The organism is Paenibacillus sp. 01L418, assembly GCF_056400045.1.
Genome location: NZ_JBFTSN010000049.1, coordinates 26,945 through 43,607, shown reverse-complemented (window position 1 = coordinate 43,607; position 16,663 = coordinate 26,945). Strand labels below are relative to the sequence as shown.

General features: G+C 46.5%; 12 protein-coding genes and 1 pseudogene. 12 read left to right on the top strand and 1 reads right to left on the bottom strand.

Annotation, left to right across the window (positions count from 1 at the left end):
- Positions 1-136 precede the first annotated feature (136 nt).
- The 5 genes from AC1DSE_RS09675 to AC1DSE_RS09655 all read left to right on the top strand — a co-directional run bounded on the left by AC1DSE_RS09675 (position 137) and on the right by AC1DSE_RS09655 (position 5,758).
- Complete coding sequence (locus AC1DSE_RS09675; RefSeq protein WP_477510180.1) at positions 137-1,063, top strand: hypothetical protein; 927 nt, start codon at positions 137-139, stop codon at positions 1,061-1,063.
- A gap of 92 nt (positions 1,064-1,155) precedes the next feature.
- On the top strand, positions 1,156-1,518 hold the full coding sequence (locus tag AC1DSE_RS09670) for a BlaI/MecI/CopY family transcriptional regulator (RefSeq protein WP_076268671.1): 363 nt from the start codon (positions 1,156-1,158) through the stop codon (positions 1,516-1,518).
- Between the two features lie 2 nt (positions 1,519-1,520).
- The gene (locus tag AC1DSE_RS09665; RefSeq protein WP_477510181.1) at positions 1,521-3,473 is read left to right on the top strand and encodes a M56 family metallopeptidase; all 1,953 of its coding nucleotides are present in this window, start codon (positions 1,521-1,523) and stop codon (positions 3,471-3,473) included.
- Between the two features lie 585 nt (positions 3,474-4,058).
- A complete protein-coding gene (locus AC1DSE_RS09660; protein ID WP_477510182.1) occupies positions 4,059-4,754 on the top strand; it encodes a lysoplasmalogenase in 696 nt (231 codons plus the stop codon).
- 548 nt (positions 4,755-5,302) lie between these two features.
- Complete coding sequence (locus AC1DSE_RS09655; protein ID WP_477510183.1) at positions 5,303-5,758, top strand: hypothetical protein; 456 nt, start codon at positions 5,303-5,305, stop codon at positions 5,756-5,758.
- A gap of 222 nt (positions 5,759-5,980) precedes the next feature.
- Here AC1DSE_RS09655 and AC1DSE_RS09650 read toward each other — a convergent pair whose 3' ends face one another.
- Positions 5,981-6,304, bottom strand: a complete 324-nt coding sequence (locus AC1DSE_RS09650; protein WP_477510185.1) for a 2Fe-2S iron-sulfur cluster-binding protein — start codon at positions 6,302-6,304, stop codon at positions 5,981-5,983.
- A 429-nt stretch (positions 6,305-6,733) separates the two neighbouring features.
- Between AC1DSE_RS09650 and AC1DSE_RS09645 the strand changes: the two genes are divergently transcribed.
- The 7 genes and pseudogenes from AC1DSE_RS09645 to AC1DSE_RS09615 all read left to right on the top strand — a co-directional run bounded on the left by AC1DSE_RS09645 (position 6,734) and on the right by AC1DSE_RS09615 (position 16,658).
- Positions 6,734-7,597 carry an AraC family transcriptional regulator gene (locus AC1DSE_RS09645; RefSeq protein WP_477510186.1) on the top strand — a complete coding sequence of 288 codons (864 nt, stop codon included), beginning with the start codon at positions 6,734-6,736 and terminating at the stop codon, positions 7,595-7,597.
- Between the two features lie 77 nt (positions 7,598-7,674).
- Positions 7,675-9,471 (top strand): sensor histidine kinase, encoded by a 1,797-nt coding sequence (locus tag AC1DSE_RS09640; protein WP_477510187.1) that lies wholly within the window; start codon positions 7,675-7,677, stop codon positions 9,469-9,471.
- A 3-nt stretch (positions 9,472-9,474) separates the two neighbouring features.
- Positions 9,475-11,115 carry a response regulator gene (locus AC1DSE_RS09635; RefSeq protein WP_477510188.1) on the top strand — a complete coding sequence of 547 codons (1,641 nt, stop codon included), beginning with the start codon at positions 9,475-9,477 and terminating at the stop codon, positions 11,113-11,115.
- Positions 11,116-11,239: 124 nt separating this feature from the next.
- Positions 11,240-12,826: an extracellular solute-binding protein gene (locus tag AC1DSE_RS09630; RefSeq protein WP_477510189.1), complete on the top strand. Its 1,587-nt coding sequence runs from the start codon at positions 11,240-11,242 to the stop codon at positions 12,824-12,826.
- A 33-nt stretch (positions 12,827-12,859) separates the two neighbouring features.
- On the top strand, positions 12,860-13,816 hold the full coding sequence (locus tag AC1DSE_RS09625; protein ID WP_441878841.1) for an ABC transporter permease: 957 nt from the start codon (positions 12,860-12,862) through the stop codon (positions 13,814-13,816).
- Positions 13,817-13,832: 16 nt separating this feature from the next.
- The gene (locus AC1DSE_RS09620) at positions 13,833-14,729 is read left to right on the top strand and encodes a carbohydrate ABC transporter permease (RefSeq protein ID WP_477510190.1); all 897 of its coding nucleotides are present in this window, start codon (positions 13,833-13,835) and stop codon (positions 14,727-14,729) included.
- A 38-nt stretch (positions 14,730-14,767) separates the two neighbouring features.
- Positions 14,768-16,658: pseudogene (locus AC1DSE_RS09615) on the top strand (alpha-L-arabinofuranosidase C-terminal domain-containing protein).
- The last annotated feature ends 5 nt before the right edge of the window (positions 16,659-16,663 follow it).

Genomic DNA, 16,663 nt, shown 5'->3' with positions numbered 1-16,663 from the left:
GGTCTACATGACCTCATTTAACACATTTTCCTTTGCCATACTTTCGCCATGTTCAGGAGCGTTCTGCTCAGACATAATTCAGTTAATAAGTACAGAAGTTAGTTTGTTTTATAACTGTCTTTAAGGAGGAATGGGCATGTTTAATAAAACGGTGGCGCTTCAACCTTTTGCTGATATTTCTGCGTATACGGAGGGGTTCAAGATTGTCTCGGCACAAATTGGCTCCGATGGCTGCATGTATGTTTTGCTCATTAACCAGATCCCAATACGGGAACGAGGTATGTTCGTCCCATCGACTCTAAAGAAACCATATACCTACAAGGTGCTGCTCGTAGAAAAAGATTATGTTGATGAAGTAGTGTTTGCGGATCAACATTTCAATTATCATTATGTTCAGCCGCTTCATAATCGTCTACTGTTAGTCGGAGCGCGCTGCTCTTACTATGGCGAAGGCAAGTATGATCTGAATGCTAAAGTGTGTGATTTTAAAGGGAATACGATCCGAGAATTTTTGCTTGGAGACGGCATTCAAAGTGTTCAGGTGACGGAGAAAGGGATCATTTGGACCAGTTATTTCGACGAAGGCGTGTTTGGAAACAACGGTTGGGATAAACCTGTAGGTGCGCAAGGTCTTCTAGCTTGGGATGAGAACGGCAATAAATTGTATGAGGATCAAGTGTCGGATATCGCCGATTGTTATGCGTTGAATGCAGCTAACGATGAGAAAGTTTGGTTTTATTATTATACAGACTTTTTGCTGGGCTGTATTTCCGGCGGAATCGAGCAGCCCAAGGTCACCTTTATAAATCCTGAGATTTCCGGCTCTTCGGGGTTTTGTACGGATGGTTATCACTTTCTGTTCGATGGTGGTTACGGAAAACACGGAACTTATATTCTTAAGAAAAATGAAAAACCGGGGAGCTTATCAGCAGGGTGCAAGATCCATTTTCTGAATGAAAAAGCTGAGCCGCTTGTCCCGTTAACACAGGATTTTCGAGAGAATCGAGTGCTTTTCAGTGAAGGAAGCTTGTTGTATCTGGTGTCAGTTGAAGAAGTGGTTTAGCCTTGGTCTCCTATTTCCATTGACTAATCTGGTTTATAGTTATAAACTCGTTACATGGGTTTATGATTATAAACCAGATAGGGGAGGTTATTATGAGTAACTTAAAGCTATGTGAAAGTGATTATCGCTTTATGCTAGTTGTGTGGGAGAGCGAGCCGGTGGCATCCGGAAGGCTGGTAACTCTTTGTTCAGAGAAACTCGGCTGGAAGAAGCCAACCACCTATACCGTGCTTCGGAAAATGTGTGAAAAAGGACTTCTTAAAAATGAGGATACAATGGTAAGCTCCATTATTCCAAAAGAGCAGATCCAGGCGTACGAAAGCGAGCATTTTATTGAGCGGACTTTTGAGGGCTCGCTGCCCCAGTTTCTCGTCTCTTTTTTCGGCAATAAAGCTCTCTCCAATAAGGAAGCTGATGAGCTAAAGCGTCTAATTGATGAGCATAAGGAGGGATGAGTATGGAAACGTTGTTTCTAAAAATACTCAATATGTCCCTCACGGCGTCTTATGTCATTATCGCCGTGCTTCTCATCCGTCTGCTGTTGAAACGGGCACCAAAGAAATATTCCTATATGCTATGGGCGATTGTACTGTTCCGCCTAGTTTGTCCGGTGTCTATTTCCTCCGAGCTCAGCCTCTTTAATGCTCCCCCCTTTGATATGACTGCAGCACAAAAGAGCGGCGAAGCGGCACTGAGCTATGTCCCAGCGGACATCGGCTATATGGAGAAGCCGGGAATGACGGTAGGCATACCGACCGTAAATGTCATGATAAGCGACACGCTGCCTCCAGCAGACCCGACTGCTAGCGTAAATCCTTTGCAAATATGGATACAGGCCGGTACTGTTCTATGGTGTTTAGGTACCCTTTCGCTGCTTGTTTACAGCTTGGTGACCTATTTCCGATTGAAACGCCGTATGGCTACAGCAGTCCGTTTGGATAAACATATATTCGAGTCCGACAGCATCCGGTCGCCATTTATTCTTGGCTTTATCAAACCGCGAATTTATATTCCCTTTGGGCTTCAGAAGCAAGAACGAGTTTACATTCTGCAGCATGAAGCCTACCATTTAAAGAGGAAAGATCACCTAATCAAGCCGCTTGCCTTTGTGGTTCTTGCTTTTCACTGGTTTAATCCGCTTGCTTGGCTTGCTTTTATATTAATGGCCAAAGACATGGAGATGAGCTGCGATGAAAAGGTGCTATCGGAGACGGGTTCAGGAATCGCGAAGGAATATTGCACATCATTGCTCTCCTTTGCGGCAAACCGCCGCTTACCGTCTGCTAGTCCGCTAGCCTTTGGAGAGACAGGCATCCGTGAGCGCGTCAAAAATATATTACGCTTTAAGGCGCCCAAAAAACGGGTGATTGTATTCTCAGCAGCTGCTTGTATAATTGCTGTTGCCGTCTGTGCAACGAATCCAATCGTGAATGGGGCGCTGCAAGAGACTGGAGAACCGTATGGCAGCTATCGCTTTGAGGAACAGGTGTATATGAATTTACTGAGCTCGTTTGTAGCTGTCGATGGGTTTAAGGAGTACTATACATTTACCAAAAACTCGCTTATTATAACCGACGGAGCCGGCAATCAACAGAAAATGAAGGCTGTTTATGAACGGAAAGCTTTAGATGTGCAAAAGTTTAATGAAAGCTTTATGCCTAGCATTAATGTTCCTAATATTTTAGGTTATAAAGAAAGATATGAGTATGTATTAACCGATTCTGCCGTTGATCCTGAATATCGTCTTTTTCTGCTGGATGATGAGATATGGCTGGCAAAAACACATAAGGATAACGTCAATACTTTAAAGAGTGAATATATTTGGAGCATCTACAAAATTTCGAAGCTAGACGAGGAAATAGTAGAATCGGAATCTATAGTGGGAACTCAAGACGGTGTTAATGCTTTTTTAGCTTTGCAAAAGGAATTTAATTCAGGCTACGACACAGACAAGTGTTATAACATCACACCACAATCTATTAGTGAAAACTCTGAATATAGTATTTTCAAATATGACAAATCTGCCGCATCATTTTTGTTATATAAGGGAGTTGTCTATCCGCTTGGCGAGTGGTTTGGCGGGCTAGGCGTAACCAGCATGACTCTAGCCGATATGAATAATGACGGGGATTCCGAATTGTATTTTACATACTCATGGGGTTCTGGCCTTCATCGCTCTCATGCGGCTTATTTTGACCCGTCTGCCAAAGAAATTGTAATCTTACCCTACACAAATATGAATAAGGACATGACCCTCGTGAATCATGGTGACGGCAGTCTATCTCTATATGGAGCAGACATATCAAATCTAATAGATTTTGCCCATTTCGATAGGAAGAAAACTGATTTTATATCGGATATTGTATATGAGAAAGGGCAGATCTTATTAAGTGCAGCAGCTAATGAGTAAAGACGAAGGCGAACGCATTGATAGGTATTATGAAAGCTTCATATGCATAGAAGGTAGAAGCTCAAATCACGGTAATTGAGGATGCAGCTTTCACTGCTAAGATCCAATTTCCATCCCAAAATCATTTTTCTAACGAACCGTATTGCCCTTATTATGTAGAAAAGTACAACTATTTTATTTTAACGAATCTGGATAACGTTATATCATGCTTTATTRGGTGTTATGAGCTGCTTTTCTCGAATTAACGATTCTGGAGTTCGTTACAATTTTAATCGACTACCTATGGCTTAAATAGGACCTATAAGGTTCGTAAGCTATAGGAATGGTAAGAGAAGGGCACCTTCTGCCTAAGCTCCATCAAAAAACAAAGCTGGGTCTGTTTCAAGCGTAGGTAACTCTACTTTTGGGACAGCCCTTTTTTAAATTAAGGAGTGGCGATAAGATACGAAAAAAGACTAACCGTTCTCTGTTTTCGTTTATTTCATTCCTTTGTTCTACTTTGAATAAGCAAAAATATTCATGTTTATGTCAGCGTTTACATCGCATCTAGGTTCGGGTAAAGTGATGGAATAAGGGGGATCGCATATGCGTAGAAGTTGGCTGCTGGGACTTATTGTGTGTACAGGTGTAATTCATCTTGCGACGTTATCAGTGGAAAGTACGGTGCTGCATTGGATATTCAAGCTTCTGCCAATTGCGCTCATTATTACGCTCGTTGTTTGCAGTGTACCAGATGGACGCGGCCAAGCGGTTTATAGGAAGCTGATTCTGACAGGGCTGCTGTTTAGCCTATTGGGAGATGCGTTTCTACTGCTTCCTGATGATCCGTGGTTTGTGTTCGGGTTGGGTGCGTTTCTAACGGGGCATTTGTTTTATGTGGCTGCAATGGTTGCTCGTTGGTTTAAGCAGCAATCGCTTATGAGCTGGTACGGTGTGCTTGCGGGCTTGATTATCGTCATTTACTCGGTGCTGCTGGGCAGTCGCTTTTATGAGCATATTTCGGGGGAGGAAAGCTTAAGCGGGTTATGGATTCCCGTCGTTGTCTACATTACCGTTATTGGAGCGATGTGCTTTACGGCAATTATGAGCCGCAATGCGTTTGCGATTGTTGGTGCGATCCTATTCGTTGCATCGGACTCGATACTGGCTTGGAATAAGTTTGTCGCAGAAGTGCCTTATTCAGGTCTCCTTATTATGTCTACTTACTTCGCAGCTCAATTGTTGATTGCTTCAAGTGTACAGAAGGTCGAGAATGTTGGAGCGGCGGCCGCTAAGCCTTAGAACATCCCTCTGTGATTAAGAATACGAACTTGATAATTGTGAATCAAATTGGATCGAGAACAAGTGTCGCCTGACACCTGATCCAAAAGCGCTTGCGATCGTAGGAGATCCCACATGAACAGCGATGAGTACCGAAAAGCGAGTTATAGGATGGAGGGAACTCGCGATTTACACGGCGAACCTCGCAAACTCTCTGCTATCCCTTGGAACTCTACGCAGCTTGTTGGCCTTTGCTTGGGTATCGATATGTGCTCCGGGAGGAACGAACCGATTGGGGGCAATTAGACGTTTGGAGTTGTTTATCTTAGTGTTATTGTTGAATGATGGTTTCCAAAGCTTAATATTATTCCCCGTGTCTTATTCTCCTCATGAGCAGTTTATATGCCTTCCAATTTAAACTATTCAGCATGTCTGTGAATGTCACAAGATTTTCAGGTTATCTATCAGGAGTATGCCTTCCCAACCCATTGAACTGCCGTATACACACCAAAATCTATTAATCTCCATATGATAGTAGTAATTCTACTAATATTAAGGAGATGATAGGAATGATGAGAACAGGGGGAAGCAAGAGCGGAGGAGACCGAAGTTCAGGTTGCACATGCTCAAAGAACAGGAGCCATGGCGATAAAAGTGAAGGCCACAAGAGTGGAGGCCACAAAAACGAAGGACATAAAAGCGAAGGCCACAAAAATGAAGGTCACAAAAATGAAGGTCACAAAAGCGAAGGCCATAAATGCTGCTGCGGTAAAAGCAGTGGAAGCAACAGCAATATTTTAAAAATTCTTTTGCGAATTGGTGTAGGAACACCTAATGTTCGGATTCATTTTGATGGAACATCGCATGTAGGCGTTTATTTGGGCATTTCAGATGGCAGCGTCATTCTTAATGTAAGAGGTGTCGTAGCATATATTAAAATTACTTCTATAACGGCTGTAGAGTTAGGTGTTAAAGTCAATAGAAAGTGTAAGAGAAAACAGTCGTGGAAATGCAGAAAAACATAAGCTAAATGTGTGTACTCACTGGATATAACAACCGTACTGTTAGCAAGAAGGCCGTGTTCATTTCCTTGTTTGGGTGGCACGGTCTATTCATTATTCCTATCTATACAAACAAAAAAAGGGCTAGAAGCCCTTATTGCCGTAGATATGACCCAGATGGAGCTAGCTCACTTATTGTTATGATCGAAGCTTGCTTTTCCATCACCATATAACACGGGAAAATGATTAATCTTGGGGACGAGTGCCGGGCTCCAGGCCAGTAGAAGTCGCTGTCTTAATAAGCCGGACCGATAGGTCGCTATGCAGCCGAATTTGGCAGGATAGTCGAATAGCTGCATCCTCGATTCCTTTGTTGCGAAGAACTGTCGCTTCTGCCTCGCTCATCTCGCCTGCATCTCCAGAGAGAACTTCTACAGCGCATGTCGTACACCTAACGTTCCCGCCGCATCGGTGCAGGACGTCGACTCCATTATCCTCTAACATTAGCACAAGCTTTGTGCCTTCAACTGCCTGAATGGCGTTTCTTCCTTCTACTTGAACCGTTGGCATTTGCCATTCCTCCTCGAATTGTTCATCCTCATATTACCTAACCAGCTTATATTAAACCATTATCTTATAGAATAAGTCCAATTCTATAGCCAAACTCTTTTTATAGTACGAAAACCCACAAGAGGGGGGCAATTTTCAGAGTATCTTTCTTAAAAGTAAAATAGCTAAAATAAAAAGAATCATAACCATTAAGATCATTCATCCAACGGGTTTCGGTTCTTTAATATCGCCAGCTTAGCGGGATGCAGCGGCCACCCAGTGGCTTTTTTTCACTTCTAATAAAATTAGCATTATGTTAGGTGAACTAGACAAGAACAATCACTACTATTATTATAATTCTTATAATAATACGATTTATTTTGAATTGTGAGAAATGATATAGTTGTCATTATGTTATATGTATGTGGAAATGATTATGGGATGGGAGTGATGGCTGCGATGCAGGAATACGAGTATGAGTTTGCTGATTTCATTTACTATACGCCTGGGCAACTGGAAAAGGAATGTCGTATATGGCCGGTTCGAGCGGGTCGCTGTTTGGCCAAGCCTAACTATAAAGTGGGACCCAAGAGGATCGAGTGCTACAGCCTTCACTTCGTGCAGGAGGGAATGGTTCGGCTGCAGTACGAAGGCAAGCAGGTGGAGCTGGAGAAGGGCGACGTGTTTTGTTTATTTCCTTATCGTAAATATTTCTACGACATGCTTCCCTCTGATCGGCCGCTTCAAATGAGCTGGTTGGCGGTGGATGGCGATAGGGCAATGGCGTTGCTAGAGCTTGCGGGCTTAACGCATGAGTATCCGTTTCGCAAGAAGGCGCTGACCTCACGAGTCAGAGCATCGGCAGACCAAGTCATTCATACGCTTGAGGGGGCTCAGCGGTGGAATCCGGCAGGTGCGCTTGAGCTGCAAAGCCATATTTGTGCCTTATTCGCCGGGTTGATTCCGGAGTCGGTACCTGCTCAAGAGGCCGAGCTTGCCGGTTGGATTCATGAATGCATGAAATACATAGAGCTGCACGCCTCAGAGGGAATATCCGTCCAACAGGTAGCAGATTTCGCGGGTGTTCATCGTTCCTACTTTACCCAAGTGTTTACAAGCCAAGCGGGTATGCCGCCAATGAAGTACATGCAGAAGATCCGCATGGACAAGGCGAGGCAGCTGCTAATGGATACAGACGCGACGATAACGGAGATTGCTCTATCCCTTGGGTATCCGAATCTATATACGTTCACCAGAGCTTTCAAGACTTATTTTAAGGAATCCCCCTTAACTCTGAGAAAGACATTTGGATAAGCTCAAGTAGGTACAATATATTTGAAAACGATTACAAGATAAACACTTCCTTATGTTCAAAAAGGAGATTTCGCGATATGAAGTTATCCACCCTTCAACGATGGATTTCGCCCCGTTTAAGCATCCAAGGGAAGATATTCATCGCATTCAGTCTAGTCGCCCTGCTTTCCATATTATCCGTATCTGGCATTGTCTATTTGAATATGCGCGAGACGATAAAGGATAACGCAGTTACTTCGGTATCGGATAGTATTCGCCAGGCGGATGAATCCCTAAATATTATGCTGGAGGAGATCGACCGGCTGAACACGGTAGTAGTGACTAACAAAAACACGGTGATCGATACGCTGCTCAGTCCATCGGAAGAGATCAGCTACGAATGGTTTTTAGAACAGAAGCGGATTGAAGAATTTCTATCGGTGCTGATCGATTATAAGCCTTACATTTCTAGGATTGCCGTTGTTGGGTTGAATGGAAAGGTTTTTTTCTCCGGTGGTCCTTGGCTGGACCGGACGGTCCTTGGGTCACAGATGATGGATTATACGCTTGGAAACGGATCGCGCCATGCCTATTTGAAGCAGACCGGCGTGTCGGATGCCATTACCGTAGGCAGAGAAATCCGTTATGACCGCGAGACAATCGGCGTAGTCATGGTCGATTTAAACTATGATTTCATTAAAAAAACGTATGGAGTGAAGCCGACCGCCGATAGCATGCTGTATGTGCTCGATAAAGAAGGCGGATTCGTGTATCAGTCCGAATCGGCGCCGTCTTTTGCTCCTCCTATTGAGAAGATTGTAAGCATTAAGCAGGAATTCAAAGGCCCTGGCGATGCGGCGGAAATGATCATAGATGGAAGAACCTACACCGTTGTTAGACGTTCATCGGAATATACGGGCTGGACTACACTGGCGCTAATACCGATGGATTCACTGCTTAGTGAATCTGCGAATCTTCGCAAGCTGATGGCTGAAGTATCGGTATTTGTTTTGGCCATCGTGTTAATCTGCTCACTGCAGGTGTCCTCCCGGATCACCATAAATATTCGGCGTCTGAAGTCCATGATGATGCGGGTGAAGGACGGGAATTTGGAATTTCCAATGAAGGAAATCAAAACGAAAGACGAGGTAGGCCAGCTGTACCACGTCTTTATCGGTATGGTGGAGGAATTGAAACGGCTGCTGGAAGGAATTCGAATCAGTGAGAAGGAGAAGCGCGAAGCGGAGTTGACGGCTCTTCAGGCGCAGATACGTCCACATTTCCTATACAATTCCCTAAATACAATCAAATACTTGGCTAAGCTGAACGGTGTGCCCAATATCGAGGAGGTATCCGGCTCTTTAATCGAGCTGATGCGCGGGGTTTTAGGTAATTCCAATGAATATCTTACGGTTCGAGAGGAACTGGACTATGTAAGAAGTTATATCTCCATCGTGAAATATAAATACATGCAGCCAATTCCGGTGTATGAGGAGATTGAGGATGAAGCCCTGCTGGAATGCCGGGTGCCCAAGCTTATGCTGCAGCCTATTGTGGAGAACGCCATCATTCATGGGATCGGCTCGCTGGAGGAAGGGGGAGCGGTCATGATTCGCGTTTGCGAAGAGAATCACAACCTAAAAATAGAAGTGACGGACAATGGCAAAGGTATGACCCTGGAGCAGATGGGTTTGCTGCTGGGCGAGCATAGCAAAGGAGAGGCTCCATCACGTTTCAGTGGCATGGGAGTGCGTAATGTGCATGAACGAATTGTTCGCATAAATGGAGAACCTTACGGTGTAAAGCTGTACAGCGAGCTGGGACTATATACGAAGGTCGTAATTACACTTCCCGTTCTACGGGACACGGAAAAATTAGATCATGAGGTGATATAGGTTATGTTTCAAGTGCTGTTGGTTGATGACGAGCCGCTGGTCCGCAACAACTTATCGACGCTAATCAATTTCCGGAAACACGGCTTTGAAATATGTGGTGAAGCGCACAACGGAGTCATGGCCCTGGCATTGATCGAGCAGTCTCCGCCGCATATCGCCATTATAGACGTAAATATGCCTGAAATGAATGGTGTGGAGCTAAATCGAACGATCAAAGAAAGATATCCTGCCATTAAGACGATTATGCTTAGCAGCTTTGACGACTACGATTATGTGCGTGATTGCTTGAAAAATGGCTCCATTGATTATTTGCTGAAGCATCGTCTCGACGGAGCAACGCTGATTGACATGTTGAACAAAGCGGTTCTTGCACTGCGGCAGGAGGATCGGCTGTTGGAGGACCGCAATGATCAGAAAGCGATGGCAGAACGAATGAATCCCGTGCTCATCCGTGGTTATATTGCCGATTTGGTAAGAAGGAAACCGCAGTCCGCCCAGGAGCTTGAAGTCTTTGCACGGAAGAATGGGCTATATCCTCAAACGGTGAGCTACGCTGCAGCGTCTCTTCAGATTGTCCCTTTCCTGCTGCTGACGCAATCCTGCAGCGACGTACAGACCAATCGGCTCGTCCAGCAGGCTGTTGAGATCATGCAGCAGAGTCTGGGTGATATACAAGAACGTACAGCTGCCTACCTTGAGAACGGACGTATGGTTGTCGTTTTTTCGTTCAAGGAACGAAGCGAGCATGCAGCCGCAAGCGAGGCTGACCGAATGATGAGCAAGCTTCGCCACGCGCTGGAGCTATTCCTGAATTTAAAGTGCGTCTATGCTGTCGGACATTTATGCAGCAGCCTGTCACTTCTTAGAACGAGTTACGGTTCCGCAGAGCGATTGCTTGACTTTTCACCCAATGAGGAACTGACTGGCCAAGTGAATGGAGGGGGAAATGGCATATACGGACAGCGCGTCTCTTTAACCATCGAGGAGCAGAAACAGCTGCTGCTCTCAATCGAGATGCTGGATAAGGACGGCATGCAGCGGCTGATTTTATCCGTATTCGATTCGATTAAGGGGCAGCCCATTCACTCTCATTCCGTGCAAATGATCATCAGCGAGCTTCTGCATATCGCGGATAAAGTGTTGAAGAAATGGCTGCCTCAGCATGGCTCTGCGATGGACAAGCTTCCTGCAAGGAGCGAACTGGGCAGATTAGACAGCGTCGGAGAGATGGAGCAATGGCTGCAAGCCTTCTATGCCAGCCTGTTGAGCCTGCTCAAGGAGACCCATTCAGTGGGACCGTATTCACGGCATGTATCGCAAGCGATAGGATTCATTCTGGAAAGATATTCAGGCAGCGTCACCCTGGAGCTGGCAGCGGACGCCATCAGCCTGAATCCATCGTATTTAAGCAGAATATTCAAAGAAGAGACGAAGTCGACGTTCTCAGAATATTTAAACCGGATCCGAATCGATGCTGCGCGCAAACTGCTAGAGAACGGTCAATACTCGCTCAAGCAAATCAGCAGTCAAGCGGGCTTTTCTTCCTACAACTATTTTTTTAGAGTGTTTAAGGAAATGACCGGCGTGACGCCCCAAACGTATTTGAACGGTTTGGGAGGCGGGGGAGCTGAAGCGAAGTTGTAAAATATGTGGAGTAAATAGTCATATTATTATAACTTTGTGGCGAAACGGGTGAATTATAATGAGTGGACACCGCTGGCAAACGGTTACACCATTCGGTGAATAGAACATTGGAGGTCACAGATTTATGCGTAGACACTGGGGAAGAAACGCACTTACTACGATGATCGTTTCCGGTCTGATCCTGACCGGCTGCAGCAACAACAACGGAGGCTCAAAGACAGAGAATCAGCCTTCGCCTGCTTCTGAAAGCGCTGTTAAAGCGGAAGGATTCCCGATCGTGGAGCAACCGATCAAGCTCAAGATGTTCACACGAATCGCGCCTGCTAACGGGCCGTTCAAAGATATGCCGGTGTTCCAAGACTATGAGAAATTAAGCAACATTCAGGTAGCATTTACCGAAGCTCCTACAGACGGCTTCGCGGAGAAAAAAAATCTATTGTTCGCTTCCAACGAGCTTCCCGATGTATTGTACCGTTCGGAACTCAATCCGCTTGAGACTATTCGCTACGGGACGGCCGGACAGCTTATTCCGCTGGAGAATTTAATTGAGCAGTATGCACCAAATTTGAAAAGCCTAATGGAGCAATATCCAGAGATCCGCTCGGGCATTACGACTCCGGAAGGACACATTTACTCGATTCCCGGTATCGTAACGACCGGCTCGGCGCGTACGGACAAACGCTGGATCAATAAAGCGTGGCTCGAGAAGCTGAACTTGGAAGAGCCCAAAACGACGGATGATCTATATAAAGTGCTCCTTGCTTTCCGGGATGGAGATCCGAACGGCGACGGCAAATCGGACGAAATTCCTATGACTGCGCGTAAGGCGGCAGCGGGGATACCTATCGTAAATATGATGGCAGGATCGTTTGGCTTGGATTTGCAGCTCGGCTATAACATCAACATCGAAGACGGCAAGATCAATATTTGGAGCAGCGACGAGAAGCACAAAGAGTTGCTTATGTACTTGAACAAGTTGTATAAGGAGAAGCTTCTGGACCAGGAAATCTTCACGCATACGGAAGCACAATATCTTGCTAAGCAAGGCTCAGGCAATACGGGTCTTTTCTTCGACCAGACGAACAACAACTTCTTGCCGATCCAGGATCAATATGTCGGCACCGCTCCTCCAGTTGGTCCGCATGGCGACCAGATGCAAAGCCCGGTAGCGCCGGTGCCACGCGACTTTGGAGCGTTCGCTATTACATCTGTGAACAAATATCCGGAAGCGACTATACGCTGGATCGACTATTTCTACAGTGACGAGGGCTCCACCCTGCTACGCTTTGGCAGAGAGGGCGAGCATTACGAGCTGAAGGATGGCATGCCGTATTACAAAGAGGATTTTCTGGCAATAACAGGTGCGCAGGGAAAAATGACACCGTACGCAGGCGGCGGCGCGCCTCACTTGATCAGCGACAAGGTAGCGTCTTTCATCAATCCACCGCAAGTTCAAGAGGCATACGCGAAGCTGGAGCCGTACATGCCGAAGATTCGTTATGCTGCTCCGATGTTCAATGAAGAGAACGCTCAGAAAGTTAACATTCTGCGCAACGACATCGACAAATATATCGACGAGCAAAGCACGAAGTTTATCGTTGGCGCGATCAGCTTCGATAAGTGGGAGGAATTCCAGGCTACTTTGAAAAAAATGAAGATCGACGAGCTGGAACAGCTCTATCAAGAAGCTTACGACAAGATGGAGAAATAAGACCGAGACCGTATGAATAAGGAGTGAATGCTCATGAAGAGCGCGCAAGAAGGTGCAGCCGCTCTGTCCCATATCCAGCCGAGGCGCGGATCCAGCCTGATCAGGAATATAGCCAAACGGTATGATCTGTATCTTATGCTGCTTCTGCCGATAGCCTGGTACTTAATCTTTAACTACGGTCCACTGTACGGCCTGCAAATCGCATTCAAAAATTTCAATCCGGCAAAGGGCATTTTCGGAAGCCCTTGGGAAGGCTTTGGGCATTTCGAACGGTTTTTTGACTCGTATTATTTCTGGAGGCTGTTATGGAACACGGTGTCCATCAACTTGTTCTCTCTGCTCATCGCATTCCCGGTTCCGATTATGCTCGCTCTAATTGTTAACGAAATCCGAAGCAAAACCTTTAGCAAATGGCTGCAAAATATTACGTATATCCCTCATTTCATTTCGGTTGTCGTTATCGTAGGCATATTGAACGTATTCCTATCACCGACAGGACCGATCAATATGATGATCGAGGCATTCGGCGGCACTTCAGTCCGATTCATGGAGGCAGCCGGCTGGTTCAAGACGATCTTCATCAGCTCAAACATATGGCAAAACATGGGGTGGCAATCGATTATCTACATTGCGGCGCTCAGCGGAGTGAATCCGCAGCTATACGAAGCGGCCAAGATGGACGGGGCATCGAGGCTGAGGCGCATATGGCATGTCTCGCTTCCAGGCATAGCTCCGGTCATCGTGATCCTGCTCATTCTGGATATCGGCCATTTCATGAACGTCGGCTTTGAGAAAATTTTGCTCATGCAAAACAACTTGAATTTGGAATCAAGCGACGTCATCTCCACGTTTGTCTATACGACAGGCATATTGAAGGGAGAATACAGCTACACGGCGGCTATCGGACTGTTCAACTCGGTCATCAATCTCATCCTGCTGCTGATGGTCAACCGGTTCGCGCGCAAGACGTCAGAGACGAGCTTATGGTAAAGGAGGGAACCCAGTCATGTCGAAGCAACAAGCCATAAGAAAACCATCGGATGAACGGGCGTTCGACTTCGTTATATACGTGATCGCCGCAATCATCATTATTATTGTGCTGTATCCGCTGCTCTTTATTGTCAGCGCTTCGTTCAGCGATCCGTCCAAGGTGCTGAATGGAGATGTATGGCTGCTTCCGAAGGGCGTGACCTTGGGAGCGTACAAGAGCATTTTGCACAACGATAAAATTTGGACAGGGTACCGCAATACGATCGTTTATACCGTGGTCGGTACGCTCATCAATATCATCATGACGATATTGGCGGCGTATCCATTGTCCAGGCCAGATCTTCCCGGGCGCGGCAAAATTATGGTCTTGATCACGCTCACTATGTTTTTCGGCGGCGGATTGATTCCAACCTATATGCTGGTTAAGGAACTGGGAATGGTGAATACCATGTGGGCGCTGATCGTCCCGGGGGCGATCGCCACGTACAATCTAATCGTTATGCGGACTTACTTTCAATCAAGCATTCCATGGGAGCTGCAGGAGGCAGCTCACATGGACGGCTGCTCCAACTGGCGATTGCTGTTTAGCATTATATTGCCTCTATCCAAACCGATATTGGCTGTTATGGTTCTATTCTATGCGGTGGGTCATTGGAATTCGTACTTCGCCGCGCTGATCTATATCCGCGACGAGGCTCTGCATCCGCTCCAGCTTGTGCTGCGTGAAATTCTCATGATCAGCCAATCCGCAGGCATCGAGGGCGGAAGTGTCGGGCTGGAGGATCAAATTCTGCTTGCCGAGAGCATTAAGTTCGCGGTCATTATCGTCTCTACTTTGCCGGTATTGATCATGTATCCATTCGTGCAGCGGCATTTCGTCAAGGGCGTTATGATCGGATCGCTTAAAGGTTAACATCGTAACCATTATGACAAATCAGTTGGAGGTTTATTTTGAAAACTAACGCAAAGATTACGATTGATTGCAGTCATGCGAGCGAGCATGCAGTTAACCCTTACCTGTTCGGTCATTTCGTTGAAGACATTCGGGATCACATGGAAGCGATGCTCGCATTCCCGCTTAAGGATATGGACTTCGAGAGCGAGGCCGTGTCGAAGAAAGAGATTTCCGGTAGCTGGTACGCCTATACGAATGGACGAAATACCAAGTACGCGTTGGAGGCGCCTGCACCGAAGCATTCCTATTATCATTGAAGCTGTCGATCGGCGCTCGGAAGAGCTCCTTGGACAAGTCCGGATCGAGCTCGAAAGTCACAATTGGCGTGAGTACGAAGCGCAGCTGTCTATTGCTCGCGAATGCGTCGACGCCGAACTCAGGGTATACATTCCGGATGACCACCAGAGATGGTGCGATCACGTGTCCACCGGTATGCTTTGGATTGACCATGTATCTGTATTGCCGATAGATTGCATCGCCATGGTGAAGCGTGAAGTCATCGACATGACGCGTGATTTGAACGCGGGGATGATGAGGCTTGCCGGCAACTACATCAGTGCCTACCATTGGGAGCACGGTATAGGTCCTGTTCTCGAAAGACCAGTCATGTACAACGAAGCATGGGGTGGCTGGACCAGTAAATATTTTGGCACGGACGAATTTATTCGGTTTTGCCGGGAACTTCAAGTGGAGCCGCTCATCTGCGTAAATGACGGATCGGGTACGCCCGAGGAAGCCGCTCAGTGGATTGAATACTGTAATGGCGGCGTCGATACGCCAATGGGTGCGAGGCGTGCGGCGAACGGAAACCCCGAGCCTTACAATGTCCGCTATTGGGAGATTGGCAACGAGGTATGGGGACAGTGGCAGGTAGGTACGTGTTCTGCGGATCAGTTTGCAAAGCGTACGGTTTCCTTCGCCGAAGCTATGAAGGCCAYAGATCCCTCCATCGTCCTGCTGGCTTGCGGACACTACGAGCAGGAGTGGAACAAGACCGTCCTTGATCTCGCTGGTGAACATTTTGATTATCTTACCTTACATTTGTATCACGGCTATGGACCATTCGGCATGAACCAGAATACGCCGTCGGAGGATCGATATAAAGCGATTGCTGCTTATCCCGAGTTTACCCGTCACCACATAACAAAGACGACAGAGCATATTCTTGCGAATGCGAAGCATAGCCATGTGAAGCTGGCAATTACCGAATACAACACGATGTATTACCCGAACACGATTCGTAAAGGGCTGCCGAATGAGCATACATTAGGTGCGGCAGTAGCCAATGCTGCTAACCTGAACGAAATGATACGCTGCAGCGATATGGTTCATATCGGCAGCTTCTCCGATCTGGTAAACGGCTGGCTCGGCGGATGTATTCGCGTTGGCGATTATTATGCCGATCAATATTGCGGCAAGGAACCCGGCTGGAGCGGCTTGCCCCTTACCGTATACGGAACGCCAACGTATGAAGTGATGAAGCTGTACGCAAATCGTGATGTTCGGCATCTTGTTCACGCCACAGCCGAGTGCGGAAATTTTGCTGTTCCGTCACTCAGGGAGACGCCTATCTCTCTGGAGTCGCTGCCTGATCTCGATGTTGTGGCAGGCACGAACAGCGGTCGCACCTCCGTCACCGTGTTTATCGTAAACCGCAGCTTAAATGAGGTGAAAGCGACGCTTGAACTGCAAAACTTCGAGGCTTCGGAAGAAACGATTTTATATGAAATTACGGGAGATTCCTACGACGATATCAATTCCGTGTTTGAGCCGGAACGGATTACAGGCAAGAAAAGAGTCGTCCCTGCCGAAGAATGGAAGCTCGGCTATCCGCTGCGCCCTACATCTGTTTATGTACTGGAAATTTTGGCGAAGCACAAGAATTAGGAGGT